General features: G+C 63.9%; 25 protein-coding genes. 13 read left to right on the top strand and 12 right to left on the bottom strand.

Annotated elements, in window-relative coordinates; translation table 11 throughout:
* Positions 1-468: 468 nt before the first annotated feature.
* Positions 469-1,101, bottom strand: a complete 633-nt coding sequence (locus GGC64_RS30040) for a cysteine hydrolase (protein ID WP_192726232.1) — start codon at positions 1,099-1,101, stop codon at positions 469-471.
* 6 nt (positions 1,102-1,107) lie between these two features.
* Positions 1,108-1,887: an SDR family oxidoreductase gene (locus GGC64_RS30035; protein WP_192726475.1), complete on the bottom strand. Its 780-nt coding sequence runs from the start codon at positions 1,885-1,887 to the stop codon at positions 1,108-1,110.
* 776 nt (positions 1,888-2,663) lie between these two features.
* Here GGC64_RS30035 and GGC64_RS30030 point away from each other — a divergent pair.
* On the top strand, positions 2,664-3,116 hold the full coding sequence (locus tag GGC64_RS30030; RefSeq protein WP_192726231.1) for a Zn-ribbon domain-containing OB-fold protein: 453 nt from the start codon (positions 2,664-2,666) through the stop codon (positions 3,114-3,116).
* A gap of 203 nt (positions 3,117-3,319) precedes the next feature.
* Here GGC64_RS30030 and GGC64_RS30025 read toward each other — a convergent pair whose 3' ends face one another.
* From GGC64_RS30025 to GGC64_RS30010, 4 genes are all read right to left on the bottom strand, one after another.
* Positions 3,320-4,153, bottom strand: coding sequence for an enoyl-CoA hydratase-related protein (locus tag GGC64_RS30025; protein WP_192726230.1), 834 nt, complete (start codon positions 4,151-4,153; stop codon positions 3,320-3,322).
* Positions 4,154-4,230: 77 nt separating this feature from the next.
* Positions 4,231-5,142 (bottom strand): LLM class F420-dependent oxidoreductase, encoded by a 912-nt coding sequence (locus GGC64_RS30020; RefSeq protein WP_192726229.1) that lies wholly within the window; start codon positions 5,140-5,142, stop codon positions 4,231-4,233.
* A gap of 217 nt (positions 5,143-5,359) precedes the next feature.
* Positions 5,360-6,211: a mycofactocin-coupled SDR family oxidoreductase gene (locus GGC64_RS30015; protein WP_192726474.1), complete on the bottom strand. Its 852-nt coding sequence runs from the start codon at positions 6,209-6,211 to the stop codon at positions 5,360-5,362.
* A gap of 178 nt (positions 6,212-6,389) precedes the next feature.
* On the bottom strand, positions 6,390-7,574 hold the full coding sequence (locus GGC64_RS30010; RefSeq protein WP_192726228.1) for an amidohydrolase family protein: 1,185 nt from the start codon (positions 7,572-7,574) through the stop codon (positions 6,390-6,392).
* A gap of 843 nt (positions 7,575-8,417) precedes the next feature.
* Here GGC64_RS30010 and GGC64_RS30005 point away from each other — a divergent pair.
* Complete coding sequence (locus GGC64_RS30005; RefSeq protein ID WP_192726227.1) at positions 8,418-9,428, top strand: acyl-CoA dehydrogenase family protein; 1,011 nt, start codon at positions 8,418-8,420, stop codon at positions 9,426-9,428.
* Between the two features lie 42 nt (positions 9,429-9,470).
* Here the strand turns inward: GGC64_RS30005 and GGC64_RS30000 are convergent, their stop codons facing one another.
* Positions 9,471-10,472, bottom strand: coding sequence for a Rieske 2Fe-2S domain-containing protein (locus GGC64_RS30000; protein WP_192726226.1), 1,002 nt, complete (start codon positions 10,470-10,472; stop codon positions 9,471-9,473).
* Between the two features lie 118 nt (positions 10,473-10,590).
* Here GGC64_RS30000 and GGC64_RS29995 point away from each other — a divergent pair, with 118 nt between their 5' ends.
* Positions 10,591-11,229: a TetR/AcrR family transcriptional regulator gene (locus tag GGC64_RS29995; RefSeq protein WP_192726225.1), complete on the top strand. Its 639-nt coding sequence runs from the start codon at positions 10,591-10,593 to the stop codon at positions 11,227-11,229.
* Positions 11,230-11,322: 93 nt separating this feature from the next.
* On the opposite strand, the gene GGC64_RS29990 is transcribed toward GGC64_RS29995, so the two are convergent.
* Complete coding sequence (locus GGC64_RS29990) at positions 11,323-11,919, bottom strand: TetR/AcrR family transcriptional regulator (protein ID WP_192726224.1); 597 nt, start codon at positions 11,917-11,919, stop codon at positions 11,323-11,325.
* 141 nt (positions 11,920-12,060) lie between these two features.
* Between GGC64_RS29990 and GGC64_RS29985 the strand changes: the two genes are divergently transcribed.
* A complete protein-coding gene (locus GGC64_RS29985) occupies positions 12,061-13,287 on the top strand; it encodes an amidohydrolase family protein (protein ID WP_192726223.1) in 1,227 nt (408 codons plus the stop codon).
* Positions 13,288-13,801: 514 nt separating this feature from the next.
* Here the strand turns inward: GGC64_RS29985 and GGC64_RS29980 are convergent.
* The 3 genes from GGC64_RS29980 to GGC64_RS29970 are packed head-to-tail and all read right to left on the bottom strand — an operon-like array spanning position 13,802 to position 16,495.
* Entirely contained in the window at positions 13,802-14,683 is an 882-nt protein-coding gene (locus GGC64_RS29980; protein ID WP_192726222.1) for an alpha/beta fold hydrolase, read from the bottom strand.
* Positions 14,684-14,685: 2 nt separating this feature from the next.
* A complete protein-coding gene (locus GGC64_RS29975) occupies positions 14,686-14,985 on the bottom strand; it encodes a hypothetical protein (RefSeq protein WP_192726221.1) in 300 nt (99 codons plus the stop codon).
* A 16-nt stretch (positions 14,986-15,001) separates the two neighbouring features.
* Complete coding sequence (locus tag GGC64_RS29970) at positions 15,002-16,495, bottom strand: class I adenylate-forming enzyme family protein (RefSeq protein ID WP_192726220.1); 1,494 nt, start codon at positions 16,493-16,495, stop codon at positions 15,002-15,004.
* Between the two features lie 147 nt (positions 16,496-16,642).
* Here GGC64_RS29970 and GGC64_RS29965 point away from each other — a divergent pair, with 147 nt between their 5' ends.
* Genes GGC64_RS29965 through GGC64_RS29945 form a run of 5 tightly spaced genes read left to right on the top strand, consistent with a single transcriptional unit; the run spans position 16,643 to position 22,521 of the window.
* Positions 16,643-17,797 carry a thiolase family protein gene (locus tag GGC64_RS29965; RefSeq protein WP_192726219.1) on the top strand — a complete coding sequence of 385 codons (1,155 nt, stop codon included), beginning with the start codon at positions 16,643-16,645 and terminating at the stop codon, positions 17,795-17,797.
* A gap of 16 nt (positions 17,798-17,813) precedes the next feature.
* Positions 17,814-19,028 (top strand): cytochrome P450, encoded by a 1,215-nt coding sequence (locus tag GGC64_RS29960; protein WP_192726218.1) that lies wholly within the window; start codon positions 17,814-17,816, stop codon positions 19,026-19,028.
* A gap of 3 nt (positions 19,029-19,031) precedes the next feature.
* Positions 19,032-19,886: an alpha/beta fold hydrolase gene (locus GGC64_RS29955; protein WP_370582412.1), complete on the top strand. Its 855-nt coding sequence runs from the start codon at positions 19,032-19,034 to the stop codon at positions 19,884-19,886.
* Positions 19,883-21,376 (top strand): class I adenylate-forming enzyme family protein, encoded by a 1,494-nt coding sequence (locus GGC64_RS29950; RefSeq protein WP_192726217.1) that lies wholly within the window; start codon positions 19,883-19,885, stop codon positions 21,374-21,376. The genes GGC64_RS29955 and GGC64_RS29950 overlap by 4 nt, the downstream gene beginning before the upstream one ends.
* Entirely contained in the window at positions 21,373-22,521 is a 1,149-nt protein-coding gene (locus tag GGC64_RS29945; protein WP_192726216.1) for an acyl-CoA dehydrogenase family protein, read from the top strand. Before GGC64_RS29950 ends, GGC64_RS29945 begins: the two co-directional genes overlap by 4 nt.
* Before the next feature lie 107 nt (positions 22,522-22,628).
* Here the strand turns inward: GGC64_RS29945 and GGC64_RS29940 are convergent, their stop codons facing one another.
* Positions 22,629-22,907 carry an SDR family NAD(P)-dependent oxidoreductase gene (locus tag GGC64_RS29940; RefSeq protein WP_225952641.1) on the bottom strand — a complete coding sequence of 93 codons (279 nt, stop codon included), beginning with the start codon at positions 22,905-22,907 and terminating at the stop codon, positions 22,629-22,631.
* A gap of 197 nt (positions 22,908-23,104) precedes the next feature.
* On the opposite strand from GGC64_RS29940, the gene GGC64_RS29935 reads away from it, so the two are divergent.
* The 4 genes from GGC64_RS29935 (at position 23,105) to GGC64_RS29920 (ending at position 26,571) form a co-directional block, all read left to right on the top strand.
* Positions 23,105-23,269: a hypothetical protein gene (locus GGC64_RS29935; protein WP_192726506.1), complete on the top strand. Its 165-nt coding sequence runs from the start codon at positions 23,105-23,107 to the stop codon at positions 23,267-23,269.
* A gap of 4 nt (positions 23,270-23,273) precedes the next feature.
* Positions 23,274-24,416: an acyl-CoA dehydrogenase family protein gene (locus GGC64_RS29930; RefSeq protein ID WP_370582411.1), complete on the top strand. Its 1,143-nt coding sequence runs from the start codon at positions 23,274-23,276 to the stop codon at positions 24,414-24,416.
* 112 nt (positions 24,417-24,528) lie between these two features.
* A complete protein-coding gene (locus GGC64_RS29925) occupies positions 24,529-25,650 on the top strand; it encodes an acetyl-CoA hydrolase/transferase C-terminal domain-containing protein (protein WP_192726471.1) in 1,122 nt (373 codons plus the stop codon).
* 9 nt (positions 25,651-25,659) lie between these two features.
* Positions 25,660-26,571, top strand: a complete 912-nt coding sequence (locus tag GGC64_RS29920; protein WP_192726215.1) for an SDR family NAD(P)-dependent oxidoreductase — start codon at positions 25,660-25,662, stop codon at positions 26,569-26,571.
* Positions 26,572-26,598: the final 27 nt, after the last annotated feature.

The following is a 26,598-nucleotide window of genomic DNA, read 5'->3' as shown; positions in this document are numbered from 1 at the left end:
ATTTGGGAACAACGTGCGGCCGACGAAAACGATGGTTCAATGTCATGACGAGCAGGTTCGCCCGCGCCGAGAAGAAGGTCAGCCGCGGTCCCCGAGTGCCCGCATACACGGTGTACCCGCGCCCGGACCCGGCACCACCGAAACGCCCTCGGCAAGCGTACTAAGGTCCGCGGTGGTCGACCGAATATGCCGCCCGGCAGTGTAACTCGGTTGGAGTCAGCCGATACCGCCGATTTCGAGCGGGACTGAAACGCTCAACTGAGCTTTACCCCCCTACTCGCTGCCCGGTCACGGCCCACCGCTCTGGACGGATTCAAGTCCTGGGCCGGCAAGCGCCGCACCCGCTGCAGGGACGAACATCCATGCTGCCAAGTCCGACGAAATGTATCCTGCTACGGATGTCTGTGATCACGTAGGTGATGACCTTGGTGTGCAACCGATTCGGGTAGCGGTGGGTCGGGCCGCTCATCACGAGCTAACACCGAACGCATCGGGGTCCGACCATTCGGCTATGAGTTCGTCAACGGTGGTGAGCCGGCCCAACACCGCGATGGTGTTGTCCAAAACTTGTTCGCCGTACTCGGTGGGGCTGCCGCCCACCGCGTCTCGAGGTACGACGACCTCGAAACCCGCCTGGGTTGCGTGTCCCGCCGTGAGCGGCAAGGCTAAATTTAGTGACACCCCCCCTAATACGATGGTCTGAATGCCGAGGTCCCGCAACACCGGCAACAATTCGGTGCCCAGGGTGGGGAACAGTCCGTGGTGTCGCCCGAGAACGAGATCGCTGGGTGCGAGTAGTTCGTCGATCACCTTGGTGGCCGTCGCGCCGGGTTCCCACTCGGCAATGGCGGGCCCCAGCGCCCGCCAAAGACGAGCCGTCCCTGTAGGCCTGCCGCCCGATGTTCCCTCGTACGTCGCGTGAACCACACGTATACCGCGGCCGCGGGCCGCGTACAGCAGCCGACTCAGGTTCTCCACCAGTTTACCGGCATCGGCGGCCAGCCCAGGCAGTACCGCATCCGGTCCTAGCATGCCGTTTTGACATTCCACGCATACGACGGCCAAGGTACCGGCCTTGTTGTCAAAGAGCGGTGAGGGCATTCGGTGCTACTTCGGGCTGAAGCGCTGCGCACCGTCGAGGCGCAACACTTCACCGTTGACGTAGCCGTTGGTGAGCAGAAACGCTGCAGCGTCGGCGAATTCGGCCGGTCTGCCGAGCCGTTTCGGAAACGGAATGTTGGCGGCGAAGTGGGCGATGGCCTCTTCGCCGACCGCCTCCATGATCGGCGTCTTCATTGTTCCCGGTGCGATCGTGTTGACCCTGATCCCCGCCGAACTGAGGTCACGCGCGGCCGCGATTGTCAGCCCGATGACGCCGGCTTTCGCTGCGGCATAGGCGGTCTGGCCGATCTGCCCCTCATAACCGGCGATCGAGGCGGTCAGTACCATCGCGCCCCGCTCCCCGCTCGCCTGGGGTTCGGCGGCCGCAACCGACGCGGCCACCAGTCGGGCCACGTTGTAGGTTCCGCTGAGGTAAAGGTCGATGGTCCTCGTGAACGCACTGAAGTCGGCTGGTGTGCCGTCGCGTTGCACGATCCGCTGTGCGACCCCGAAGCCGCCGTGGGCGACTACTGCGTAACGCAGCTGTCCGAGCTGATTGGCCTCCTCGATGGCACCCGAGATGCTGTCTTGGCTGGTGACGTCGGTGCTGACAAAAGCCGCCCTGCTGCCCAACTCGTCAGCCAGTGCCTTGCCCCTGTCGGCGTCGAGATCGGCGATGACCACTCCCAGACCGTCGGCGTGGAGCCGTCGCACCGTCGCCTCACCGAGGCCGCCCGCGCCGCCGCTGACGATCACCGACGCGCCGTCAAATTGCTGTGCCACCAGCAGTTCTCCCTTATCCGTTGTTGTTTCTGAGTTGGGTTTCCAGGAGATATGGCTGAGCACTCTGGTGGCAATCTAATGCCGGGAGGCGGCCCTGATCCACTGTAGTCTTCCTGATCTCCGATGAGCGGGTGTCGTCGACGTCACCGGTTGCCGGTTGGCGGGGTCAGCATCTTCTGCCACGTGCCGGGCCGATGAATTCGCCTGTAGCAGAGCCACATTGAACGGCAGCGACGGGTGGCGGGGCGGGCCCCAGCGGTGCCATTGGGGACTCGGATTTCGAGCAGTACCGGCACGGTACTACCTTCAAAGCGCCTACTTCAATCCGAAATGCGTTGCCGACATGCGACCGACATGTGGTCCTCGGCGACAGGAGATGTGGCTGGGTGTGCATCGAACCCGGGGCGGCTCACTCTAAACATCGCGGCAAGACCAGCATGTCGGGAGTCTGTCGCCGCAGCGACCAGCATGGTCAAGTCGGAGCCGCTGTGCCAGAGTCAGGGCTATGGCGTCCCTGGTTCAAAAGGCTTTGGGTACACATGCGTGCTTCGACAACACCGTCTATCAGCGGACCAGCGGTCTGACTGGTGACTACCTAAATAGTCGCCTCCAACGGCGGCGGGCCGCAACCGAGCCGGGTGGTGTCACAACCTGAAGGCTAATCGTCACCAAGCGCAGAGAATCTACGACGAATATCAGAAGAGGACCCAGCGACCATTCCCGATCGTCAGGTTGACACCAAAGCGTTGACCGGCCGCGAATGCCAGGAAGGCTAGGGCATGACGAGCGACACCGCATACAGCAGACCCCAGACGCGGGTAGCGCCCACTCCGACTGCCGAGTCAACGGCGTTTTGGACGGGCGGCCGCAACGGGGAACTACTGATCAACCGCTGTCACGACTGTGGGCACTTCTTCCATCCGCCGGGACCCGCATGCTGGCGCTGCCGCAGCACCGATGTCGCACCGGAGCCAGTCTCCGGCAAGGGCACCGTCGCCGCCTACACCGTCAATCGGCAGCCATGGATCCCCGGGCTCGACCCTCCGTACATCGTGGCGATGGTGCAACTCGCCGATGAGCCAGATGTCAGGCTCATCACGAATATCGTCGATGTGTCGATTGACGACATCCGCGTCGGCCTGCCGGTCGAGGTGTTCTTCGAAGACTGGACAGCGATGTCCGGTGAAGAAGAGAGTCGGGCGTGGCTTCCGTTGTTCCGCCCGATGGACTAACCATCCTCGATTTGCGCCCGAGACCGGAGCCGCGCGCGTCCTGCCCTGTGACGGTTGGATCGGCAAGGAACCAACGGCGCTTCATGTGTACTTGAATGTTGTTCGCGCTATTGATCCTCTTGGGCCAGTGAGCGGTACCCGCACTTTGGCGGGACGATCGGCGTTCCGGCATCGCCTGGGGGACGTTTTGTTGGCGCCGGACCCTAGTCCTCGCCAGCATGCTGGCGGGGGAGTCGGCCGCGGGCCTGCAGGTCGGCTCGAAGGGCCTGGGCGTCAGATGTGTTCTCCAGCACCGACATCAGGTCGGCCGACAATTGGAGGTGCTGACGCATGCCCATCTGTTCCCAGGCTCGCACCAGCATCGTCTTGGTCGCGATCAAGGTGGATAGCGGTGCACGGGTGATGTTGGCCGCCAAGGCCTCAGTCACGTCTTCAAGATCTTCGCGGGGCACGACACGGTTCACCAAACCCATTCGCAGAGCATCATCGGCTGACACGGTTTGAGCCGTGTAGAGGTATTCAGCGGCCCGCTTGTAGTTCATGAAGACCCACGGTTCGATCATCGTTTCACCACCGGGGAAGCCGAGCCCCGGGACCAACGGCATCTGGAAATACGCGTCCTCGGATGCGATCGTGATTTCGGGCAGCAGTGCCCAGTAGGTGCCGCCGCCGATGGCGTATCCGTGCACCTGGGCGATCATCGGCTTCGGAAACTCCCAGAATCGTAGGGTGGGCCAGAGGAAGAGCTCCTTGCTGCCTTGGAAGTTGTTGCCCATATTGGCCTTCGATTCCGCGAATTCGGGATAGGCGTCGGGGGCGATGACGTGTCCGGCGCAGAAGCCCTTGCCGCTGCCCTTGACGATGACCACTTTGACCCCGTAGTCCCGGCGGGCCTCGTCGAGGCAGGAATCGACCTGGTGCACCATTTCCGAGGACTGTGCGTTCGCGCGTGCGGGCCAGTTCAACACGATGCGAGCGACCGCCCCGTCTCGCTCGTAGCGCACGACGCCGAGATCGCGGTTTTCGTTGCCGGCCATTACGTGCTCCATTACTTTGCTCTGGGTGCTTGTCGGTGATTGCTGAGTTAATTCATTCGACGATGGCTGGTACCAGCTCAACGATGGATTAGCTGTGAGGCCAGCACGTCGACGTCGGTGCGAAAGTCGGTGAAACTCCTACTCGCCGGCTCGACGGAGAGCCATGTGACGCCGGCATCGGCATAGGCCGCCACCCGAGGGCTAACGGCCGCACAGAACGCTGCACAATCGCCGCCGCCGATCGACGCGGCCTCGAACGGGAGGAACGCGACGTCGGCAGGGCCGCGGCCCAAGTCTGCGCGGCGTTTGTTCACCGTCGCCACCCAATCACCGAGTGTCTGCAGTTCGGTGAGCGGTCGCATGCCGGTGTTCGCGGCAAGCGCGCCGGAAGCAGCCAGCGGCATCCAGCCGTCGGCGACCTCGACGACGCGGCGTTGCGCTGCTGCACCGTTGCCACCGATCCAGATCGGTGGGCCATTGGGCGTCATCGGACCTGGCAGGGCGATGTGGCCGCTTACTCCAAATTCCGATCCGGTGTGGTCGACGCCTGCCCAGGTCGCTTTCCATGCCGTGATCGCCTCGTCGAGCAGGCTGCCGCGACGACCGAAATCAGCACCGAGCGCGTCGAATTCCGATTTCAGGTAGCCGGCGCCGGTGCCCAGCGTGAAGCGCCCGCCTGACAGCAGGTCGAGGCTTGCGGCCCCTTTGGCCGCCAAGTACGGGTTGCGGTAACCCGACACCAAGACGTAGGTCATCACCCGGATCCGGGTCGTCGCGGCCGCTGCGAAGCTCAGCGACACGAACGGATCGAATGCGTGATGGCCGCCGTGGGCCAGCCAGTCCTTATCCGGAAACGGGTGTTCGGTCATCGAGAATGCGTCAAAGCCGGCCTCTTCCACCAGTTTTGCCACGTCACCGATGGTGGCGCCCTCGCACCACCGCTTCCAGTGTTTGACGGCTCGCATCGGAAATATCAGGTTGTAGCGCATCGCATTCCCATCTCACAAAGACGATCAGACGACTTTGTGCTGCACCTTCGCGGAATGACGAACCACTCAGCTGGGCGTGCCATCACAAACCTCCTGCTCGTATCCGGCCTGTCCCGTCGTCAGACGCCCTGTGGCCCTGGCCCTTTCGGTGGGAGTTTGAAAGGACGAGCTGTCGGCTCTGAGATCTGATATTTCGGTTCTGTCGCGTGTTCTGGGTTCAAAATTTGAGCATGGCGCCGGCGTCGACCTTCAACTGCGAACCGGTTACGAAACGGGACTCGTCGGACGCCAGGAAGCAGACAGCGTTCGAGATGTCCGATGGTTCAACGTAAGGTGTGGGCATCGCTTGCATGGCGGGGAATGCAAGCAGTGCATCGTCGCGTGTGGGTTCCTGTAGGTCCGGGCGAAACTGCCGGTACATAGGCTCGCTATTGAGCATCGCGGTGTTGACGTTCGTGGGATGAATGATGTTGGCACGAATCGACTGTGGGGCCAGTTGGCGGGCGAGCTGAACAGTGTAGGAATCCACCAACTGTTTGGCATAGCTATACCCGGCTCCACCGGGACCCCCTGGACCAGCCGCCCCGGGCGGTTGAGACGCTGCAATGAGTCCGGCGATCGACCCGGTGGTAATAATCGACGCGCCGCTTTTCAAGTGCGGCAATGCCGCGTGCACGGTGTTGACAACACCGACGAAGTCGACGTCGAATGCATCGGCAAAGGCCTGAACCGGAAGGTTCTCACCGATTGGACAGATGCCCGCATTCGCGACCACCACGTCGAGCTTGCCGAATTCTGCTACAGCCCTTGCTAGTTCGACGGATACGGCGGCACGATCGCGGACGTCGACCTCGGCGGTGTAGGCCCTACGCCCCGTCTTCTCCACCTCCAGGCCGGCCTCCACCAGATCGTGCGGTGTCGCTAACGGATATTCGTTCGTCTCGATGTCGTGACAGATGTCGAAGAGGATGACATCCGCACCCTCCTCCGCCAATCTGACCGCGTGACTGCGGCCCTGGCCGCGCGCACCACCCGTAACCAAAACCACTTTGTCCTGTACTCGTCCCATGAACTGCCTTCCGTTCGGGTTCATTCGCTCTGTCCGCCCAATGACGATGCTGCATCGTTCGATGCTGCGCCCCTTGAGTCCGGGTACCGCTCGGCGCAGCACGCGCGCGGGTCCTCGAGATACTGGGCCGCAACCGATTTGGTCCCGACGGCGTCGAGGGGCGCCAGACGTCCGTCGATCACGAGATGCCGCTTAGTATCCGGGGGAAGTTGAGCATGCGGCGGGCGTTGTGCTCGACGATGAGCGAGCACTCGTCGTCGGGCACGTCGGCCAGCACCTCGGCGGCACGCTTGCGCGAGTTGGGCCAATTGGAATCGCTGTGGGGGAAGTCGATCTCCAACATGATCCGGTCGATACCGATCGCGTGGCGGTTTGTCAGCCCGTGCTCGTCATCGATGAAACAACCCCAGAAGTGCTTGCGGAACAGATCCGAGGGACGGGTGTCAAAGTCGATCTTCTGGTAGTAACGGTGCCGCTCCCACACGTAATCGGTGCGCTCCAGGATGTAGGGCACCCAACCGATGCCGCCCTCGGCCAGCGAGAACTGCAGATCAGGGAACTGCTGCAACTTGCCCGAGAACAACAGATCCACCGTCGACCACATCAGGTTGGTCGAGAACAACGCCGTGGCAACAGCGAACGGCGCATCCGGGGCGGCCATCTGACCAGGGACGGGCTTGACCGTGGAAAACGAGAACCCCGGCACAAAAGAACCCGACCCAAAGTGCAACGACACCGGCATCTTGGCCTGCGAGCAGACCGCCCACAACCGGTCCCAGTAATCAGAGTGAAACGACGGCAGACCCAGCGGCACCGGACTGTCCGGGAAAGAGATCGTGCGCGCACCCATAGCCGCCACCCGTTCGGCCTCGGCCACACACGCATCGATATCCCACGTCGGCAAGATCGCCAACGGCACATAGCGTTCAGGTGCAACCGCGCACCACTCCTCGATATAGAAGTCATTCCAGGCCTTGACACACAACAGCGCCAGATCCTTATCCTCGGCGCGCTGAAACGTCCCCCCACCAAAACCCGGGAACGACGGAAAACACAACGCCGACTGCACACCGTCGAGGTCCATGTCGGCCACCCGCGCCACCGGGTCATAACAACCAGGGATCATGTCCTCATAACGCACCGGATCCATACCCCACTGCTCGGGCGGCTTACCCGCGACCGCATTGAGACCAATGGTCGGAAACACCTGACCGTCGTAGTGCCACAAGTGCATCCCGTTCTCCTCGACAATCCGAGGACCCCGCTCGAGATACTTCTGCGGCAGACGCTCCTGCCACACCCGCGGATGCTCAACCAAATGATCATCGACCGACACGATCTGATGTTCATCCCGAAGCGGCACGATGCTCCTTTGCCTTTGTCATCCGATAAGTGCGAGTATTCAAATCTCGTCTACGTTTCTGACGAAATATTTCTGACGAGATCGCAGACTGCACAACGCGTTCATCGTCGTCTGCCCCGTTGGCTCACACGTCCGTCCCAACCGCGGTGAGTTGCTCGACATGTTCGACCGATGGCGCAACGGGATCCGACCTGGCAGGTCGACGCGGTGCACCTCGACGTCGCCACTAGTGGCCATCGAGTTACCAGATAGCCGATCGTGGGGCAGGAAGTTCACGATCACCAGGGTCGTTGCCCTCGGATGTCGATGGTGTGTCAAGAAGTGACACGTGCGCGACATCCAGCGACTCATAGCATCGCATGGTGATTACGTCGGTGAGGACTTCTCAGATCAGCGACGGGCAACAGCCGATGGCCGTTCACAGCGCGCCCGCCTCCGGAACAGCTATCTAACCGCAGACGAAGGGAGACACGTGGCCCTTAACACTTCCGGCGCAGCGGTCGCGGCCGCTGCCGGTACAGCGATCAGAACGGCGCGCAGCGGCACGCTGACAAATATGCCCGCGACCGAACTGGCCAAGCGGGTAGTTGCCGCCGTGGTGCAGCGGCCCGTCGAATCAACCTCTCTTCAGCGACATACCCGAGACGCTCGCAGCCTGGAGCGTGATTGAAATCGCATGCGGCTATTGGACGCAGATGTCATCCTCGGCTCCTCACCTGCACTCGATCGGTGCGGGCCGCATGGCGGTTCCTCCGCTCCGCGACGATCCGTGGTGGGTCAGGCGATGCGCAGCTCACGATCATCGGCAACCTACGTCCGTGAACTAACTTGGGAGTCGACTTCATGACATCAACAAACCCAGGCAACGGACTCGATGCCGGCAAGACCGAACTGCTCACCGGATCGCTTAGAGACCTCTTCGCCACGGCCACAACGGCCAACGGTGTGGGGCGCGCGCTCGAGCAGCTTGGTTGGGACGACGTGTTCGAAGCAGACCCAGCTGCCGCGACGACGATCCTGTTCACCGAACACGGTCGAGCACTTGCCAATTCGCGCATCCTCGATGAGGTCATTCTCCGTGAGCTTGCACCTGTCCTGCCCATCGCGAGCGGCCGACGCGCAGTGCTCTATCCGGATTCCGTTGAGGCGGCGCCGTATAGGTTTCCTGGTCCATTGCAAGGCTTACTGATGGGCGACCTAACCGGCATTGCCGAAGTCGTGGTCCCCCTGCGCTGTGGAAAGACAGCATGCGTTGCGGTGCTGCCGTCGGAAGCGCTTGACCAGTCGTTGGACGCCATCGTCGGATTGGATCCAACGCTCCGGTGGTACCGCGTAAATGGTGCGGAACTGTCTCAGAAAGTCACGCCCATCTGGGATGCCAACCTCCGCTGGCGCCGAGCGCAGGCTGCGGGTAGACGTGCACTCGTCGCAGAGATCTGCGGATTATGCACCGCGGCGGTGGAATTGGCGGCCTCCCACGTGAGAGTGTGTCATCAAAACGGCGGGCCGCCGGTGTCGTTTCAGGCGGTCCGGCATCCACTGGCCGAAGCCCACCTGGCGATCTCGTCGGCCTGGGCGAGCCTTGATGCGGCGTGGCAGAGTACCGCAAGTCCCGAGCAGGCAGCGTGGGCCGCTCGGATCGCGAAGATACGCGCTGGCCGTGCCCAGGTTGTCATGCGCCACGCCGTCCAAGGGGTCGCAGAGATGGGACTCACCACGGAGAAGCGCTTGCACCGCTACGTCGCGCGCGCAGCTGCGCTCGACGTGGCGCTTGGTGATCATGCGTCGCTAGCCGTTGACACACGCGCCGACCTGCGCGCCAGCGCTGCGGCGATGAACCTCGCGCAGAACTGATCGTGCTCTGCACTAGTTCGAACCAGTTCTCGGCGCTCATGGTCAACCGCCGCCCGATGTCGTCACCAGGGGCTCGGCCGGCTCCGGATAAAAGCTGCGCGCCCAGGTTCGCAACTGCTTGAACCCGGCGGCTTCCGAGGTCGTCAGACCCGGCGGATCCATGTAGATCTGGTGTTCCCAGATCGCGACGTCATCCGGCAACGCCGCCTGCGCGGCCGCCAGGCGTTCGTCGTAATTGCCGCTCGCCTCGTCGATCCAGTAGGTGGAGAAGATGTCTGACGTCTCGTTGTCCACGGGCGTGGCGCATATCGCGATCACGCGGAATCCCTCCCGGGAGTGCTCGCCGTTGAACGAAATGCCGACGCCCGACCAGTAGATCTCCAAGGTGTTCTTGGTTTCCCCCGGCTGGTCGACTCCGTCGCTCCACCTGCGGCCGAAGCCGACCTTGGCCGACCAAGTCACGTCATCGACGTCCTCCCGCAGCACGGTCGGACTGACGGGAGTCTTGTGCACGAACCGGAAGTGATGGGGATCGACGGCGTTCTCGGCGATGACCTGCGGGTGAACATGGATTCCGGCGAACTTGATGCGCGCTTCGGGTCCGACTGGTAGGTAAGCCCTGTCGTGAATGTGATCACCGAGTACCTGGTGGCCGTCGGGCACCTCCCACATCGGAGTGCGTCCGGCCGCGTCGTGCCAGATGTAGATCGACTCGTTGAGTTCGGTCACTGGCCACGACCGCACCCTGCGGCCGCGATTGGGCCGGTTCTCGTACGGGATCCGCACGTTGCGGCCCTCTCCGTTCCACACCCAGCCGTGGAACGGGCACTGAATTCCGTCCTCAACGACGCAGCCACCCCTGGATAGGTTCGCCCCGAGATGCTGGCAGTGGGCGTTGAGGACATGCACCGCACCCCGCAGGTCCCGGAACGCGACGAGTTCGACGCCGAAGTAACGAAGTGGCATGACGTCGCCCTCAGCGAGATCGGCACTCCAGGCCACCTGGAACCATCCCGTTGGCTGCATGCTGGGCAGGCCGTTCATGATCACTCCGTCAGATCGCACGCTTCGAATAAGGACGGATCCACGCTACTGGGAATGGCGTTCCCATGCAACGTGCGTGCTAATTTGGGAAAGGAATTCCCAGGAGATGGAGCACGAAATGAGTGACGGCGGTCGCCAGTCGGATCGCGACGCGATCATGCGGGCCGCGTACCGGTTGATCAGCCGCGGCGGCAGCCATACCGGGGCGACCACGTCGATCGAGAACATCCTGCGTGCGGCGGGCGTGAACCGGCGGATCTTCTATCGGCACTTCTCCTGCAAGGACGACCTGATCATCGCGATGCAGGAGTGGGCGGGCGACTTGATCCTGGCCGATCTGAAGAACGCGGTGGCCGCCGCAGACACCCGTCCCGCGGCGGTTGCGGCTTGGATCGAGAACTACCTGAGTATCGGCTGGAACGAGGCACGATTTCGCGACGCGTTGGCCTTCATGTCGTCGGATGTCACCGGCGCGCCTGGCATCGCCGCAGCGTTGGAGGCCACCTATGCCCGGCACCGACAAGTGCTTACCGACGTGTTGGTCGCGGGCCTTGCCGACGGCAGCCTGCCCAACGCACGCCCCGAACTCGATTCGTTCGCGATTCACGCGGTGGCCGTGCGTCACCTCGAAGCGCGCATCCGGGGTCGGCTGGACACCGACTTCGATGAGGTGCGCGACCAGGTGGTTACGCTGATGTTGACCGGACTCTCGGCCCCCGCGGTGCACCCGGACGCGGCCGGAATTGCGCCTCGGTGAGCTGTCCTATGCGTTAATCTCGAACCTTTGGGAATGGCGTTCCCACTAGGCAATGGACCTTTGAAATTGCATCGAGGGCGACGGCCGTACCGGTCAACCTCGGGCCATCGGGATAATCATCTCGGCGACCACCGCGATCATTTCGTCGCGGTCGACGGCCACGGTCTGCTGGTGCACCGTGTGCCAAGCCCGGTCCAGCAGGCCCATCACCGCGACACCGATGGCATCCGGCGAATGCGCACTGTTGCCTGCAATGGCCTGCCCTAGCTTCCACGACGCCCGAGTCTCCATGCGGTTGCGCGAGTTTCGGAACTCGTTGTCGTCGGGCGCCGAGTGCGCTGATGCCAGCACGAAGGCGCCGTGGTCGTCCATGTAGTCGAAGTAGTGGCCCACCCAGGCCCGAATGTCCTCCGGGCCGAAGGGTTCTCGAGCGTCCGCCCATTCGGCGATGACGGCGAGGACGTCGTGATACGCAGTCTTGCCCAGGACGTTGAAGATCTCTCGCTTGTCTTTGAAGTACGTGTAGAAGCCCGCCCGCGAAATGCCGCACGCCTCGGTGATCGCGTTGATCGGCGTGCCCGCGAAGCCACGCTCCAAGAACAGTCGGCGGCTCGCGTCAAGGATCGCCGACCGCGTACGTTCACCGCGGCCGCCGTCCAGTTGCCTGACGGGCGCCGAGGTCACGGTCATGCCGAAACTGTATATGGCGATAGTGTCAAGTGCAATAAGAGCTGCTCAAGACGATAATTTGGACAATACTTGACATATTCGTCAAGTTGGACCAAGCTCCTAACCAAGCCCAAGTCGAGCAGTGAGAGGCACGCACCGATCATGCAGTTCACCGAGGCACCGATCTTCGATGCCGACCAGCACATGTACGAGACCCCCGACGCGCTGACCAAATACCTGCCCGACGAGTTCCGGCCGAAGGTGCAGTTCGTTCAGATGGGTAGGCACACACGGATCGCGATCCTTAACAAGATCACCGACTACATGCCAAACCCGACGTTTGAACGGGTAGCTGCTCCTGGCGCGCACGAAAAGTTCTACTCCGGCCAGAATCCCGAAGGGCTTTCGATGCGGGAGATGTCGGGCCGCGGCATCGACACGCCGCCGGGTGCGCGCAACCCCGAGGACCGGCTCGCCGAGCTCGACCGCCAAGGTGTCGACGCGTGCCTGAACTATCCGACGCTGGCGAACCTTGTCGAACACTCATCGGCCGAGGACCCCGACCTCACGGTGGCGATCATTCACGCGCTCAACCAGTGGATGCTCGAGCATTGGGGATTCAATCACGCCAACCGGGTCTACTCGACGCCGGTGCTCAATCTGGGCCTCGTCGACGAGGCGCGTCGCGAGCTCGAGTACATCCTTGACAACGGGGCCAAGGTCGCACTGATCAAGCCAGCCCCGGTGAATGGTTACAAGGGTTGGCGCTCCCCCGCGCTGCCGGAGTTCGATCCGTTCTGGCGAGACGTCGAGTCGGCCGGGCTGCCAATCGTGTTGCACGCCAGCCAACCTCCGCTGCAGGAGTACATCGACAAGTGGGAACCCCCGTCGACCAGTAGCGCGTTCGAGATGTCGGCGTTCAAGTGGACTGCTCTCGGCCACCGCGAGATCGCTGACATGCTGACCAGCCTGATCTGCCACGGCACCCTGACCCGCTTTCCGAAGCTGCGTATTGCCAGCGTGGAGAACGGAAGTGCTTGGATCAAGCCACTTTTCGACGATCTCCAGTCGACGCACAACAAGATGCCACAGAACTTCCCGGAGCATCCGCACGAGGTGTTCCGCCGCAACGTCTGGGTCAGCCCGTTCTGGGAGGGCTCGGTCGCCGACGTCGTGCAGACGGTCGGATGGGACAAGGTGATGTTCGGCTCGGACTGGCCGCATCCCGAAGGCCTGGCCGAGCCCAAGCGATACTGGCAGTACGCCGAAGGCATGGATGTGCGACGCACCTACGACTTCATGGGCGACAACGCCCGGCGCTTCATGGGCCTGCCGATCGCCAACCCCGATCCGAACGCCGTTAAGCCGCCAGCACTGGCCAACGCGTAATTCTTCGGTTCACAACGTATTCAGCGACGTGTGCGCGCCAAGCCCCAAGGATCGAATGTCGCCAGGTTCTCTCTCCGGTTCAGGACGATTGGATTCAGTTGCTGATGTCCGGTAGGGCATTGACGAAGTTTCGTCGGTGAGTTGGGCGACGAGAAAGGCAGCGATGTCTGCACGTGGCATCGCCGAGTCGACCTTGTCGTGACCGAGGCGGTGGGCATTGGTAATGCGGCGCTCGATGCTCGCCGTCGAATCGATTCTCTGCGTCGACCCCGCACTTGTCCTGCGCTCATCGAGGTCTGAGACCGACCGGATCGACTTCCCCGAGGCATACCTGGTGGCGTGTGCCGAAACCACTGGTGTCAGTCGGATTGCGTCGTGCGACCGGTCCATCGATCGGGTCGACACAATCGAACGAATTGAGCCACCGCGGACCAGCTAGTGGCGACGCTTATTCAATTTGGAACACACAGGCGCTGCCCGAGGCGATCGCGGCCAGGCGCCATAGTTCTGTCGACTATCGCTGGCCCAACAAATTGAGCCGAGACCGAACCCGCCGCTCCAGGAAGTCGCCGAGCACGTCCTCGAAAACAGCGTTGTCGTCGCCGGCCACCATGTGGTGTGCGCCGGCGACCGAGGCGAACTCCGCGTGCGGGACCAAGTCCAGGAAACGAACCGAATCTTCGATGCTGAGCACGTCGGACTCCCCGCCGCGCACCAGCAGTGTGGGCAGCCGCAGCCCGGTCGCTGCGGCACCCAGCCGCGCGGGGTCGATGAGTTGGTCACGCTGCACCGCTTGGTCTGTCGGTGAACCCATGAATGCGGGATCCCAGTGCCAGTACCACCGCCCATCGCGTTGCCTTAGATTTTTTCGCAGGCCATGGAGGTTGCGCGGTCGGGGACGGTGGGGGACGTAGGCTGCCACAGCGTCAGCGACCTCCTCGAGCGAGCCGAACCCTTCCTCGGCGTGCGAGACCATGAAGTCACGGATCCTGCTCGTTCCGGACGGCTGCAGAAAGGGCGACACATCCACCAGTACCAGTCCAAGGGCGAGGTCTGGCCTGAAGCCGATCGCGGCCAGGGATGCATTTCCGCCGAGCGATGCGCCGACAAACACCGGCGGGCGGCCGAGAAAATCGACGATTCGAATCACATCACCGGCGAAGCGATCGAGGCCGTAGCGCCCGTCGGGTGACCAGCTGCTGTCCCCGTGCCCGCGCAGGTCGACTGTGAGCGCGTACCAGCCCTGGCCACCCAGATCCGCCGCCGTCGATTTCCACGAATGCCGGGTCTGGCCGCCACCGTGCAGAAGGACCACAGGCGGATCGGCCGGGTCGCCGAAAGCGTCGGCGGCCATCGTGATGTCGCCCGCCGGAATGGAAACAGGGGCTTGCTCCATCCTCAGTCGCTGGCCGGAAGAGGCTTCGCCTCTTTGAGGGTCAGTGCTGTCTCACCCACGCTAAGCGTGCCAGCTCCGGCTTTCGTCACGAGCACCTCGGCGCCGCCGTCATCGACATACCGCTTGCCCATCACCGCACCGTCGGAGAACGCCGGATCGGGGGCACCGCCAGCTTTTTCGGTGCCCATCGCCACCATCGGGTGCCCGCCGCAACGCAAGTCGTCGAGGGTGTCGGCGGTCCTAACGACGATCACCTGCGTGTCACACACCTGGCTCTGCAGCCGAGTGCCGTTTTTGATCATGTTGACTCCCTTAACTTTAGGCGTTCGCGTCGCGAAGGCTGTCGATGATTTCTCGGCGCAGTACCTTGCCGGTGGCGTTGGTTGGTAACTCGTCACGAAAAACAACCCGGTCCGGTGTCCGTGATCCGCGCAGGAATCTCCGCACATACGCGCGCAGCTCGTCGGGATCCGGCTTGACGCCCGCCGCCGGAACCACCACGGCGACGATGGCTTGACCCCACTGCGCATCCTCGACACCGACGACTGCGACTTGGTGCACATGTGGATGCTCGACGAGGACGTCTTCCAACTCGGCGGGCGCGATGTTCTCGCCGCCGCGGATGATGGTGTCGTCGGATCGGCCGCCGATGAAAAGGTATCCCCCCTCATCGAGAATTGCGAGATCCCTTGTGGGAAACCAGCCTTCGTCGTCGAGCACTGACCCGATGCCGGAGTATCTTCCCGAGACCTGCTCGCCCCGCACGAACAACTCACCGGCTTCCCCCGGTCCGAGCACCCGCCCGGTCTCGTCACGGATTTGCACCTCGATACCCGGCACTGGTTTGCCCACCGAACCGAGACGCTTGGCGACCGCTTCGTCAGCGCTGCCGTGCGCATCGCGGTGGTCGTCGGGAGTGAGCACCGAGATAGTGGAACTTGTCTCGGTCAAGCCGTAAGCGTTGACGAATCCCACGTGTGGAAGCAGGTCGAGTGCTTTGCGTACTAACGGAAGTCCCACCTTCGAGCCGCCATAGGCCAGATTGCGTAGCGAGGACAGTTCGACAGGTTCCTGTTCCAGAGCGGTGACGATGCGGTCCAGCATCGTGGGCACGACGGTCGCGGTCGTCACCTTTTCGTCTGCGACCAGTCGCACCCAATCCTGCGCCTCGAAGTTGGTCAGATAAACCATCTTTCGGCCCGCGTACAGGTTCGATATTGCCGCGTTGACCCCGGCGATGTGATACGGGGGCACACAGATCAGCGCCGCGTCGTCGGTTTCGGCCGAACCGAATTCGACCGTGCCGGTGATGTAGCTGGTCAGATTGCCGTGTGATAGCTCGACCGCCTTCGGCTTCGAGGTCGTGCCCGACGTAAAGAGGACGATCGCCACGTCATCGGGATCAGCGAACTCCGCGACCGGTTCTGCAGTGCGCGCTGCGGCCAGGAAATCGTCGGATTCGATCACGTACTTGCCGACGTCGCCGACCATGTCGCGGTAGCGACCGTCGACGACGACCAGTGGATCCGGCAGTCGTTCGATCAGCTCCTGAACACCCTGCGCGCTCAGCCGGTAGTTGATCGGCGTGTACGCCTTGCCTGCGCGGGCCGAGGCGAAAATCAGCAACGGAGCCATGATGCCACCGGAGCCCACGTACGCCACGTGCTGAGCACCCGATGCGGCGACCACGCCGGCCCCGCCGTCGGCCAACCCACCGAGCTCAGCGACCGTCAGCCGACTGGGCCCGTCCACCAGAACAACCCGGTCGGGGTCCTCGGACACCGCCATCTCCAACAACAACGAAATGCTCAACGCCTCAGCCTTCACTCGCGGGTACGGCGATTCTAGACTCCAGCCTGAGAATCAGGTATATGTTTATAGACTTACGGACGTCAAATCAGCGCGCACCTCGGCCGTAACCGGCCTCCCGATTGCGCATGTATGCACCGAAGGAGCGCAATGAGCAGCACGCCCGATATCGCGATCATCGGTGTCGGACTCCACCCGTTCGGACGATATGAGGACCGCTCGGCCCTGGAAATGGGCGCCGTTGCGATCAGTAGAGCGTTGCGCGACGCAGGTGTGGACTTCTCCGATGTGGACAGTCTCTATGCAGGCAGCCTCGAGGTGGCCAATCCGGAGGCGATCACCGGCCTGGTCGGCATGACCGGAGTGCCTGCGCGCGCAACGCTGAGCGGCTGCGCCACTGGCAACTCGCTGCTCACGCTCGCCGCGCGTGACGTCGCACTCGGCGAGGCGGAGATCGCGGTCGGGGTCGGGCTCGACAAGCATCCGCGCGGCGCATTTGGCGCCGATCCATCGGTCGCGGGCTTGCCGCAGTGGTACGGAGACCAGGGCATGTTCCTGACCACGCATTACTTCGGTACCAAGATCATGCGCTACATGCACGATCACGGGATCAGCGAGCAGACACTCGCGCGCGTAGCGGCCAAGAACTTCGACAACGGCGCAAAGAATCCGAACGCCTGGCGTCGCAAGCCGATGAGCGTTGAGGCGATCCTGGCTTCACCGGTCGTCAACGCCCCGCTTCGGCAGTACATGTACTGCAATCCCAACGAAGGCGCTGCGGCTGTGGTGGTCTGCCGCGCGGATGCGGCCAAGAAATACACCGACACACCGATCTATCTCCGCTCGAGCGCGCTGCGCAGCCGCCGCGAGGGCGCGTATGAACTGCTGCGCACCTCGATCGAACTACCGATCGTGCCCGGCACCACCGCGGAGGCCGCGAAGGCCGCCTACGAGATCGCAGGCATCGGCCCCGAGGACATCGACGTCGCGCAGTTGCAGGACACGGACTCCGGCTCAGAGGTGATTCACATGGCCGAGACGATGTTGTGCAAGGACGGCGAACAAGAAGCCCTGCTCGCCGACGGAGTCACCCAGATCGGCGGCCGGCTGCCGATCAACACCGACGGCGGCCTGCTCGCCAATGGAGAGCCCGTCGGGGCGTCCGGGCTGCGGCAGGTGTACGAACTCGTTCATCAGCTGCGCGGCACCGCCGGTGACCGGCAGGTGCCCAACGAGCCGCGGGTGGCACTCGCCCAACTGTACGGCTCACCCGGAACGGCAGCGGTCGCAATCCTGAGCCGGTGAGGGGAGGAAAACACTTATGACACAGGCTGATTCGCGCCCTCGCGCACACGTCGACCTCGACCACCACTCCCCCGAGTTTCGGGAGGATCCGTACGGCACGTTCAAGCAGATGCGCGAATCCGGCTGTCCGGTAGCGTATTCCGATCACTACGACGGCTTCTGGACGCTCGTCGACTACGCGTCGGTGTTCGACGCATCCCGCGACGACGATCTGTTCAACTCCTGCCCCTCGGTGGGTGTGCCCGCCAGCGGCATGCCGTTCCCGATTCTGCCCATCGAATCCGATCCCCCGCACACCCAGGAACTGCGCGAGGTCACGCTGCGGCAGTTCTCCCCCGGCTCCGCTGACCGAGCCCGATCGATGGCCATCGACATCACCAACGAGGCGATCGACCAGTTCATCGAACGCGGCGAGTGCGACATCGTCGGCGAGTTGACCACACCCGTGCCTGCCCGAATCATCCTGCGTCTGCTCAAATGGGATGAGTCGCGCGCAATGGACTGGGTGAACTGGGTGCACACCACAGTTCACGAGCGCACCCATGACCCCGACCGGGCTGCTCTAGCCGGCATGGAGATGTTCGGCGAAATCAACAAGCAACTGGAACAGCGACGGGCCGAGGGTTTGGGCGATGACCTGTTCAGCGACATTCTGCGCGGCACGTTGGACGGCAAGCCGCTCGACGACATCCAGATCACCATGTACGGGTTCCTGATGATGCTCGGTGGAATGGACACCACCAGCGGATTCACCGGCAACGTTCTGCTGCGGCTGTGTGCGGACCCCGAACTGCGCCGTCAGCTGATCGCCGATCCGGGCCTGATCAAGAAGGGCACTGACGAACTGCTTCGGCTGTTCACCCCGACGCTTGGCCTGGCTCGCACCGTCTCGCGCGACGCCGAGTTTCACGGGCAACCGCTGCGCCAAGGTGACCGGGCGATCCTGATGTGGGCGGCGGCCAACCGAGACCCGGCAATGTTCGACGATCCCGACAAACTCGACCTGTCCCGCGAAAATGCCAGGAAACAAATGGCGTTCGGCGTAGGCATCCACCGCTGCCTGGGATCGCATTACGCCAAGATGATGTTCCAGGTCATGCTCACCCAGATCCTCGAACGGCTGCCCGACTTCGAACTCGCCGGGGAAGTCAAGCGGTTCGAGGACGCGGGCGAGGTGCACGCCGTGCGCCAGTTGCCGATCAGGTTCACCCCAGGTCGGCGCATAGGCTGACTGGTGAGGTCAGTCGCCGTCGGCGAGATTGAAATCGAGTACACCGACACGGGATCCGGGCCGGTGGTGGTATTCGTCCACGGCGCCTACGTCACCGGGGCGTTGTGGGACGACGTGGCGCGTCGGCTGTTCGACAGTCATCGCTGCATCGCACCGACTTGGCCCTTCGGCGCACAATCCGAAACTGTGGGCGCAGGCGTCGATCTCAGCGTCCGCTCGTCGGGCAGGCGGATCGTTGGACTCCTCGAGGCGCTCGATCTGTCCGACGTCACACTCGTGGCCAACGACACGGGTGGCGGGATCGTGCTCGCAGCGCTCGGAAACGCGATGCTGGACTGGGACCGGGTGTCCAGACTGGTCTTCACCAATTGCGATAGCTTCGAACACTTCCCGCCGAAGTCCTTCGCCCCGCTCGTGCGGTTGTGTGCGCTAAATCAAGCCGCGGGCGCGATTGTTCTGAAGGGGTTGACTACTGGACCGGGTCTGAAGGTGTTCAGTTCGGCCGTGACCCAAAACGGGATCGATGCTGCGCGCCGACCCGCCATCTTCGGCGGCTTCCTCACGTCGGCCTCGGTGCGCCGCGAGGCGGCCAGGTTCACCGCCGATTTGAAGCCCACCCACACCATGGCGGCCGTGAACGCGTTGAAGCTTTGGAAAAAGCCGGTGCTGATCGCGTGGGGAACCAGCGACAAGTTGTTTCCGTTGTCGCATGCCCACCGATTGGCCGAGACGTTCCCCGCCGCGGTTGTGCGCCCCATCGAGGACAGCTCGACCTACGTGATGCTGGACCGCCCGGACGAGTCCGCCGAGGCCATACGGGAATTTGTCGCCGGGCCGAAGGAGGAGGTCGCGCGGTGAGGGCTGATACCGTCGTCGGCTTGCTTGACGAGTCCGCCGTGAACCAACCGGATCGGCCGCTGTTGCGCGATTGCGCAGGCGCGACGCTGACCGTCGCTGAGGTAGCCGCGCTGTCGGCCGCGGGCACCCAGTGGCTATGGGATGCGGGCATCCGTCCCGGCATGACTGTTGCGTGGCAGCTGCCCGCGAATACCTCGGCGGCATTGCTGATGCTGGCGCTTGCCCGCAGCGCAGTAGTCCAGGCGCCGGTGCTGCACATATACCGGCAGCGAGAGGTCTGCGCGGCGCTTGAAGTCGCTCACGCAGACATTCTGGTCGTCGACGAGTCGAGAGCCGCCAACGCGCCACCTGGGGTCCGCGTCGTCAGGCTGCCGAACGATTTCGTCGAGCAGCTGCGAGCCTTGCCTGCCGCCCTGCATTCCGAACTGGGCCAACCCCATTCGGCCGACGACAGGCGATGGATCTACTTCACTTCAGGCACCACCGGCCGCCCGAAAGGTGTCCGGCACACCGATGCAACCTTGTTGGCCGCGGCCCGCGGCTACGTGACACATCTCGGGTTGGGCGACCACCCTGAAGAAATCGGGACGATCAACTTCCCCATCGCGCACATCGGAGGCATCCTCTACATCGCCAGCGCCCTGATCGGCGCTTTCTCGGCGCTGATGGTGCCGAAGGTCGACGGCCCTGAGCTGGCCGGCGTGCTGGCGGCGAACCGCGTGACGATCTCGGGCTCGAGCACGGCTTTCTATCAGATACTTCTGTCGGCACAACTGGCTTCGAGCAGCGACCAGCCGATCATTCCGACGCTGCGAATGTTGATCGGCGGCGGTGCACCCTGCGCGCCCGAACTCCACCACAAGGTGCGCAGGCACATGGGCGTACCGATCGTGCACGCCTACGGCATGACCGAGGCGCCAACGATCTGCGTCAGCGAGGCCACCGACACGGAGGAGCAGCAGACCAACAGCTGCGGCCGGCCGATCCCAGGCGCGGAGATCCGGATCGCACCGACCGGTGAGGTCGAATTGCGCGGGGCCAACGTGACGCCGGGCTACGTCGACGCCGAGCCGTGGTCGCACGCGACGACGGCCGACGGCTGGTTCCGTACCGGTGACCGCGGGTGGCTGAGGCCCGACGGACGCACCGTGATCACCGGCCGCATCAAGGATCTGATCATCCGCAAAGGCGAAAACATCGCGCCCGACGAGATCGAGAACGAGCTGCTGGCGCATCCCCTGGTCGACGAGGTTGCGGTCCTCGGCCGCCCCGACGAGCTGCGCGGCGAGATGGTTTGCGCGGTCGTGCGACGCTCGCCGCGTCACCGCGATGTCACGCTAGATGAGCTGTGCGCATTCCTCGACGAGCGCGGGCTGATGAAACAGAAGTGGCCTGAGCAACTGCTGGTTGTCGACGAGTTCCCGCTGACTGGCCTGGGTAAGGTCGCGAAAAACGAATTGGCACAACTCATTTCAGGAGGGAGCCAATGACGGTGTTGTCCGTTGACGAGCGCGACGAGCTCGCGCACTCCGTGCGTGCCGCATGCGAGAGGTTCGCATCCGAAGAGCGCGTGCGGGCAGTGGCCTACGACCACCCCGAGAACCCGCAGCGCGGCTTCGACAGCGAGCTGTGGGGGGTGCTTTGCAACCAAGTCGGGGTGGCAGCAATTGCGGTGCCGGAGAATCTCGGCGGGGCAGGCTACGGCGCCTCCGCGTTGGGCGTGGTGGCCCACGAACTGGGCCGCGCGCTGGCGCCGGTGCCGTTCGTGGCTTCGGCGGTGCTCGCCACCGGCCTGTTGCTAGACATGCAGGACCGGGGCCCCGACGCAGAGAAGCGATTGTCGAGGCTGCTCGAAGGCCAACGCACCGCCGCGGTGGTGATCACCGGTGACGGCGGGCTCTGGCGTCGCGCCTCGGTGACGCTCACCGCCGCACCGGCCCAAGGCGCGTGGACCGTGGCCGGAGAGGCCCGCCACGTGCTCAACGGTGCCGCCGCAGATGATCTCGTCGTCGTGGCGATGAACGCCGACGAACCTGCAGTCTTCCTGGTGGACCCGACGGAGGACCGCGTCGTCGTTGAATCAGAGCGCACCCTCGACGGCACCCGGCCAATGGCCACGATCACGTTCACCGCTGCGCCTGCGATACGGCTGTCCGGTGACCGGCCTGTCGACGACACGATCGAGCGGAACGTCGACCTGGCGTTGGCGGTGCTGTCGGCCGAGCAGGTCGGCGCGTGCGAACGGGTGCTGGAGATCGCCACCGAATACGCCTGCACCCGTGAACAATTCAACCGCCCGATCGGCAGCTTCCAGGCTATCAAACACAAATGTGCCGACATGCTGGTTGGCCTCGAGTGGGCACGGTCGGCGTCAGCGGCGGCGCTGGCGTCGGTCGACGGCGACGCCGGCGAAACCGCAAGCGAGTGCGACTGGCGCGCCAGCATGGCGAAAGCGGTGTGCTCGGAGGCCTTGCGCGATGCAGCGCACGCCAACGTCCAGATCCACGGCGGAATCGGATTCACATGGGAAGACTCCGCGCATCTCTACCTTCGGCGTGCCCGGACCGATGAGGTGTTGTTCGGCGGCCCCGCACAGCACTGGGACCGGCTGGCCGCCGCGGCCAAGATCCTCTGACACGAGCACCGGCCCGGTGTGCGGTTTTGTACGCAACACGCCGCCCCGCTCGCAGCATGCGAATTCGCACGGTCACCACGTCTTTGGGCTTCACGTGTGATCAGCTGCTACCGGCGTTGTTGACCAAAATGTCTATCCCGCCGAACGCCGATGCCGCGGCATCGGCGACGTGCGCTGCGCCGTCTTCGGCAGGCAAGGTCGCCCACTGCCGTGTCAGCGCGTCCGCCGTTCTCCCGGATCTGGTCCGCCACCGCCGAAGCTCGCTCCGCGTTGCGCCCGTGGACCACCGCTACGCCCTCAGCGGCGAGCGTCGCGGCGATGCCCGCACCGATCCCGGAACTACTTCCGGTGACGAGCGCTCGCTTGCCATCCAGGTCGAAATTCATGATCGCGGTCCCCCTTTCACATTCCACTGCCCGAAGTCATTACGGCCCCGACGGTGGTGGCTCCATGCAGTCGTTCCATCTCCGCTGTTCAGCGAGACCGGCAGGCCGCCGCAGGAACTGCTTGCCGCGGCCGCCTATGGTGAACTACGCTGAAAATAACTAAATATTTCCCTGTTTTGGACGCCAAAGGAGTCGCTGTGCGCTTGCAGCTCCAGCAACCGGACTTCCGGGTCGTCGGTGCTTGCGGCCGTCCACTCGTGCAGGCGGGCCCTGGTGCAACCGAATTCGTCGACGAGGAGCGACGGCTGCCTGCGATGGAGTCCGTCCGCGACGAGTACACCCACTACCTCAACAGAAAGTGAGCTGTTGGTAGCCGCCAAAAGCACCGAAGGCACCGCCGCACTTCGGTCGCAGATTCGCTCTTTTTTGGAGGACGCGCCCAAGCCGGAGGGTCTGCGCAACTACGGGCCGACTCCGACGGCCGCCGACGTGCAGCCCGGCCGCGCCTGGCATCGTTATCTTGCCGATCACAAGTACGTCTGCCTGCACTGGCCCGTCGAGTACGGGGGTGCCGACGCGTCCGTCAGCTTCCAAGCGATCTTCGCCGAGGAGTGCGCACGTGCCGGTGTGCCGCGTCAACTCGGTATCACCGCGATCGACCTGGCCGGGCCAGTCCTGATCACTTTCGGCACCGATGAGCAGAAGTCGCGGTATCTGGAACCCATCCGGCTCGGCGATGACATCTGGACGCAGTTGTTCTCCGAGCCCGGCGCCGGCTCCGATCTGGCAGGAGTGCGCACCAAGGCGGAGAAGACGCCGACTGGCTGGCGGATCAACGGCCAGAAGGTGTGGAGTTCGGCTGCCAACTCCGCGAAATACGGTCTGCTGCTGGCCCGTACGGGTCCCGACAAGCATCGCGGCATGTCGATGTTCGTGGTACCTATGGATACGCCAGGCATCACCGTGCGGCCGCTGACACAGATGGACGGCGAGAGCAAGTTCAACGAGGTGTTCTTCGACGGCGCCGAACTGGACGACGACGCGCTGATCGGCGAGGTCGGCCAGGGCTGGGCCATCGCGATCATGACACTCGGACGCGAGCGGCTGACCCTGGGTTCACAAGCGGTCGCGATGTTCCGGCTCCACGAGCGGATGGCCGACGCGGCCAGGGCCCACGATCTGCTGGACCCCGTGCTGGCGCGGTCGATGACCAAGTTGTGGGCGCGAATGTGGCTGCTGCGATTCACCTGGCAGCGCGCCATCGACGCGGGCAACACGTCGTCGGCGGCGTTCTCAGTGCTCAAGCTGATGACCTCGGAAACCGACCGCGATCTGGGCGATCTTGCCACCGAGGTGCTCGGCGTCGATGCATGTGTCGATCCGGCGGACAACGAACTCGTACATCACATGCTGGTCGGTCGCGCCCAGACCATCCTCGGCGGCACCAGTGAGATCCAGCGCAACATTCTGGGTGAACGAGTGCTGGGCCTTCCCAAAGAGCCTCGGTGAGCGCCCCTTTCGCCCAAACGAACGGATGGGCGCAGTAGTGCGAGTAGCGCGCGCCAAATCGTCGACCTCGGCGCAGTTCGCCGCTGCGTTGCGTGATCGGCTGCGTCCGGGCATGACTGTTGCGTTCGGTGACGGCGTCGGTGCGCTGCGTTGCCTCGACGACGGCCTATCGGTAGGAGCGGTCGTCTCGGCGGTTGCCCGTGAAGTTGGTTCGGTTCGGCTGGTACTGGGCTGGATGCCCGCGCCGCTCGACGGATTCGAGGTGGAAGCCTTCTCCGAGACCATTGCGGTGATGCCGGGCTGGGGTGTGCGAGATGTATTGAGCAGTTCGACAGCACGTTTCGTGCCGACTCGGCTCACCGTCATCCCCGCGTTGCTGACCAGCGTGCTGCGTCCCGACGTGCTGATAACACGTGTGGTGGGGCGCGAGGGACGCCTCCATTTCGGCAGCGAGGTGTCCTGGCAACGGGGACTCGCCGGTGTGCCGGTACTCGCCGTTGTGGACAACACTGCGCCTTGCGCGGACGCCGGTCCGCCGCTGGATCCCGACATCGTGAGAATTGTCGGCCACAGCAACGACGGCCCCGTCCGGTTGCCGCAAAAGGATCCCGATCCGATCCACGATGCGCTCGCCGACGCAGTACTGAGGTTCGTGCCCGAGGGCGCCCGCCTGCAGTACGGGCCGGGGCAACTCGGAACCGCACTGCTGCGGCGAGCGCCGGTGCCGCTACGGATCGACACCGGCCTGCTCACCGACGCGGTTGTCGACATGGACACGCGCGGCATGCTGATCGATATGCCCTCGGCCACCTACCTGTTTGGCACCGAGAAGCTGTACGACTGGGCGGACAGCAAGCCGATTCTTCGAGGCATCGAGTACACCCACGACCTCACCAGGCTGTCCAGGGGCGAGTCGTTCGTCGCCGTCAACACCGCCGTCGAGATCGACCCGTACGGACAGGTCAATGTCGAAGGCCGTGGCGAGAAAGTGATCGGCGGCATCGGAGGTCATCCCGACTATTGCGCGGCCGCACGGATGAGCCACGGCGGGCTGTCGATCATCGCCGTCCCGACGGTGGTCAACGGGCACTCACCGCTGATCGACCAATTGAGCCGCCCAGTCTCCACCCCGGCCCACGACGTCGACATGATCGTCACCGAGTCCAGCCACGCGGACCTGCGCGGCGCGGACTGGTCGCAGCGACGCCGTCTCATCACCAAGCTATTTGAATAAAGGAGCGCAATGACTGCATCACTTTCCGGACGCGTCGTCCTGGTCACCGGGGGCGGGCGAGGCATCGGGCGCGCCCACTGCCTGGCCCTGTCCGCTCAGGGCGCCTCGGTCGTCGTCAATGACCCAGGCGTGAGCCGCGATGGTACCGCAGGGGATGGGTCGGGACCTGCGGCCGACGTGGTCGCCGAGATCGAGGCAGCGGGTGGCAAGGCGATCGCCCACACTGGATCGGTCTCGTCCTGGGACGACGTTGCCGACATGATCAACACGGCGGTCGACACGTTCGGGACGCTCACTGGCGTGGTGAACAACGCAGGCATCGTCCGTGATGCGATGGTTGCCACGTCCACAGAGGCCGACTGGGACAAGGTGATCGCCGTCCACCTCAAGGGCACGTTTGCGGTCACCAAGCACGCCTGCGAGTACTGGCGCGCACTGTCCAAGGCGGGCAATCAGATCGACGCGCGCATTGTGAACACTGTGTCGGGCGCGGGGCTGTGGGGCAACGTCGGCCAGAGCGCCTACGGTGCCGCCAAGGCAGCCATCGCCAACCTCACCGCCGTCACTGCGATGGAGGCGGCGCGTTACGGGGTTGCGGTGAACGCGATTTCGCCACTGGCCATAACCCGAATCAGCGAGAACTTCTTCAGCGGCGAGAAGGCTGACGACCCCGCGCTGGACCCTGCCCGCAGTTCGGGCGTGGTGGCGTGGCTGCAGTCGCCGCAGTCCTCCTGGCTGACCGGCCAGATCCTGCGGGTGAACGGACACACGCTGAGCCGCATCGAGGGCTTCACCGAGGCGCCTGCCTACTATCACGCCAAAGACGGTGCCTCGCTGCAATTCTCGGAGATCGGCCAAGCCGTCAGCTGGCTATACGGAACCTCACCACGCGGCCTCGCCGGCCCGCTACCGACGGCCTAGGCTCTTTGCGCGAGCAGGCGCAAATGG

Source organism: Mycobacterium sp. OAS707 (genome assembly GCF_014873705.1).
Lineage (GTDB): Bacteria > Actinomycetota > Actinomycetes > Mycobacteriales > Mycobacteriaceae > Mycobacterium.
This window is presented reverse-complemented; position numbering and strand designations above follow the sequence as displayed.

What these genes read in the sequence shown, in the direction of transcription:
- GGC64_RS29990 (WP_192726224.1), bottom strand. Translation starts at nt 11,919, where the DNA reads ATGACCGTGACCTCGGCGCCCGTCAGGCAACTGGACGGCGGCCGCGGT.
- GGC64_RS30040 (WP_192726232.1), bottom strand. Translation starts at nt 1,101, where the DNA reads ATGCCCTCACCGCTCTTTGACAACAAGGCCGGTACCTTGGCCGTCGTA.
- GGC64_RS29960 (WP_192726218.1), top strand. Translation starts at nt 17,814, where the DNA reads ATGACACAGGCTGATTCGCGCCCTCGCGCACACGTCGACCTCGACCAC.
- GGC64_RS29925 (WP_192726471.1), top strand. Translation starts at nt 24,529, where the DNA reads ATGACTGTTGCGTTCGGTGACGGCGTCGGTGCGCTGCGTTGCCTCGAC.
- GGC64_RS29940 (WP_225952641.1), bottom strand. Translation starts at nt 22,907, where the DNA reads ATGAATTTCGACCTGGATGGCAAGCGAGCGCTCGTCACCGGAAGTAGT.
- GGC64_RS29980 (WP_192726222.1), bottom strand. Translation starts at nt 14,683, where the DNA reads ATGGAGCAAGCCCCTGTTTCCATTCCGGCGGGCGACATCACGATGGCC.
- GGC64_RS30000 (WP_192726226.1), bottom strand. Translation starts at nt 10,472, where the DNA reads ATGAACGGCCTGCCCAGCATGCAGCCAACGGGATGGTTCCAGGTGGCC.
- GGC64_RS29920 (WP_192726215.1), top strand. Translation starts at nt 25,660, where the DNA reads ATGACTGCATCACTTTCCGGACGCGTCGTCCTGGTCACCGGGGGCGGG.
- GGC64_RS29985 (WP_192726223.1), top strand. Translation starts at nt 12,061, where the DNA reads ATGCAGTTCACCGAGGCACCGATCTTCGATGCCGACCAGCACATGTAC.
- GGC64_RS29995 (WP_192726225.1), top strand. Translation starts at nt 10,591, where the DNA reads ATGAGTGACGGCGGTCGCCAGTCGGATCGCGACGCGATCATGCGGGCC.
- GGC64_RS30015 (WP_192726474.1), bottom strand. Translation starts at nt 6,211, where the DNA reads ATGGGACGAGTACAGGACAAAGTGGTTTTGGTTACGGGTGGTGCGCGC.
- GGC64_RS30005 (WP_192726227.1), top strand. Translation starts at nt 8,418, where the DNA reads ATGACATCAACAAACCCAGGCAACGGACTCGATGCCGGCAAGACCGAA.
- GGC64_RS30025 (WP_192726230.1), bottom strand. Translation starts at nt 4,153, where the DNA reads ATGGCCGGCAACGAAAACCGCGATCTCGGCGTCGTGCGCTACGAGCGA.
- GGC64_RS30030 (WP_192726231.1), top strand. Translation starts at nt 2,664, where the DNA reads ATGACGAGCGACACCGCATACAGCAGACCCCAGACGCGGGTAGCGCCC.
- GGC64_RS29965 (WP_192726219.1), top strand. Translation starts at nt 16,643, where the DNA reads ATGAGCAGCACGCCCGATATCGCGATCATCGGTGTCGGACTCCACCCG.
- GGC64_RS29945 (WP_192726216.1), top strand. Translation starts at nt 21,373, where the DNA reads ATGACGGTGTTGTCCGTTGACGAGCGCGACGAGCTCGCGCACTCCGTG.
- GGC64_RS30020 (WP_192726229.1), bottom strand. Translation starts at nt 5,142, where the DNA reads ATGCGCTACAACCTGATATTTCCGATGCGAGCCGTCAAACACTGGAAG.
- GGC64_RS29975 (WP_192726221.1), bottom strand. Translation starts at nt 14,985, where the DNA reads ATGATCAAAAACGGCACTCGGCTGCAGAGCCAGGTGTGTGACACGCAG.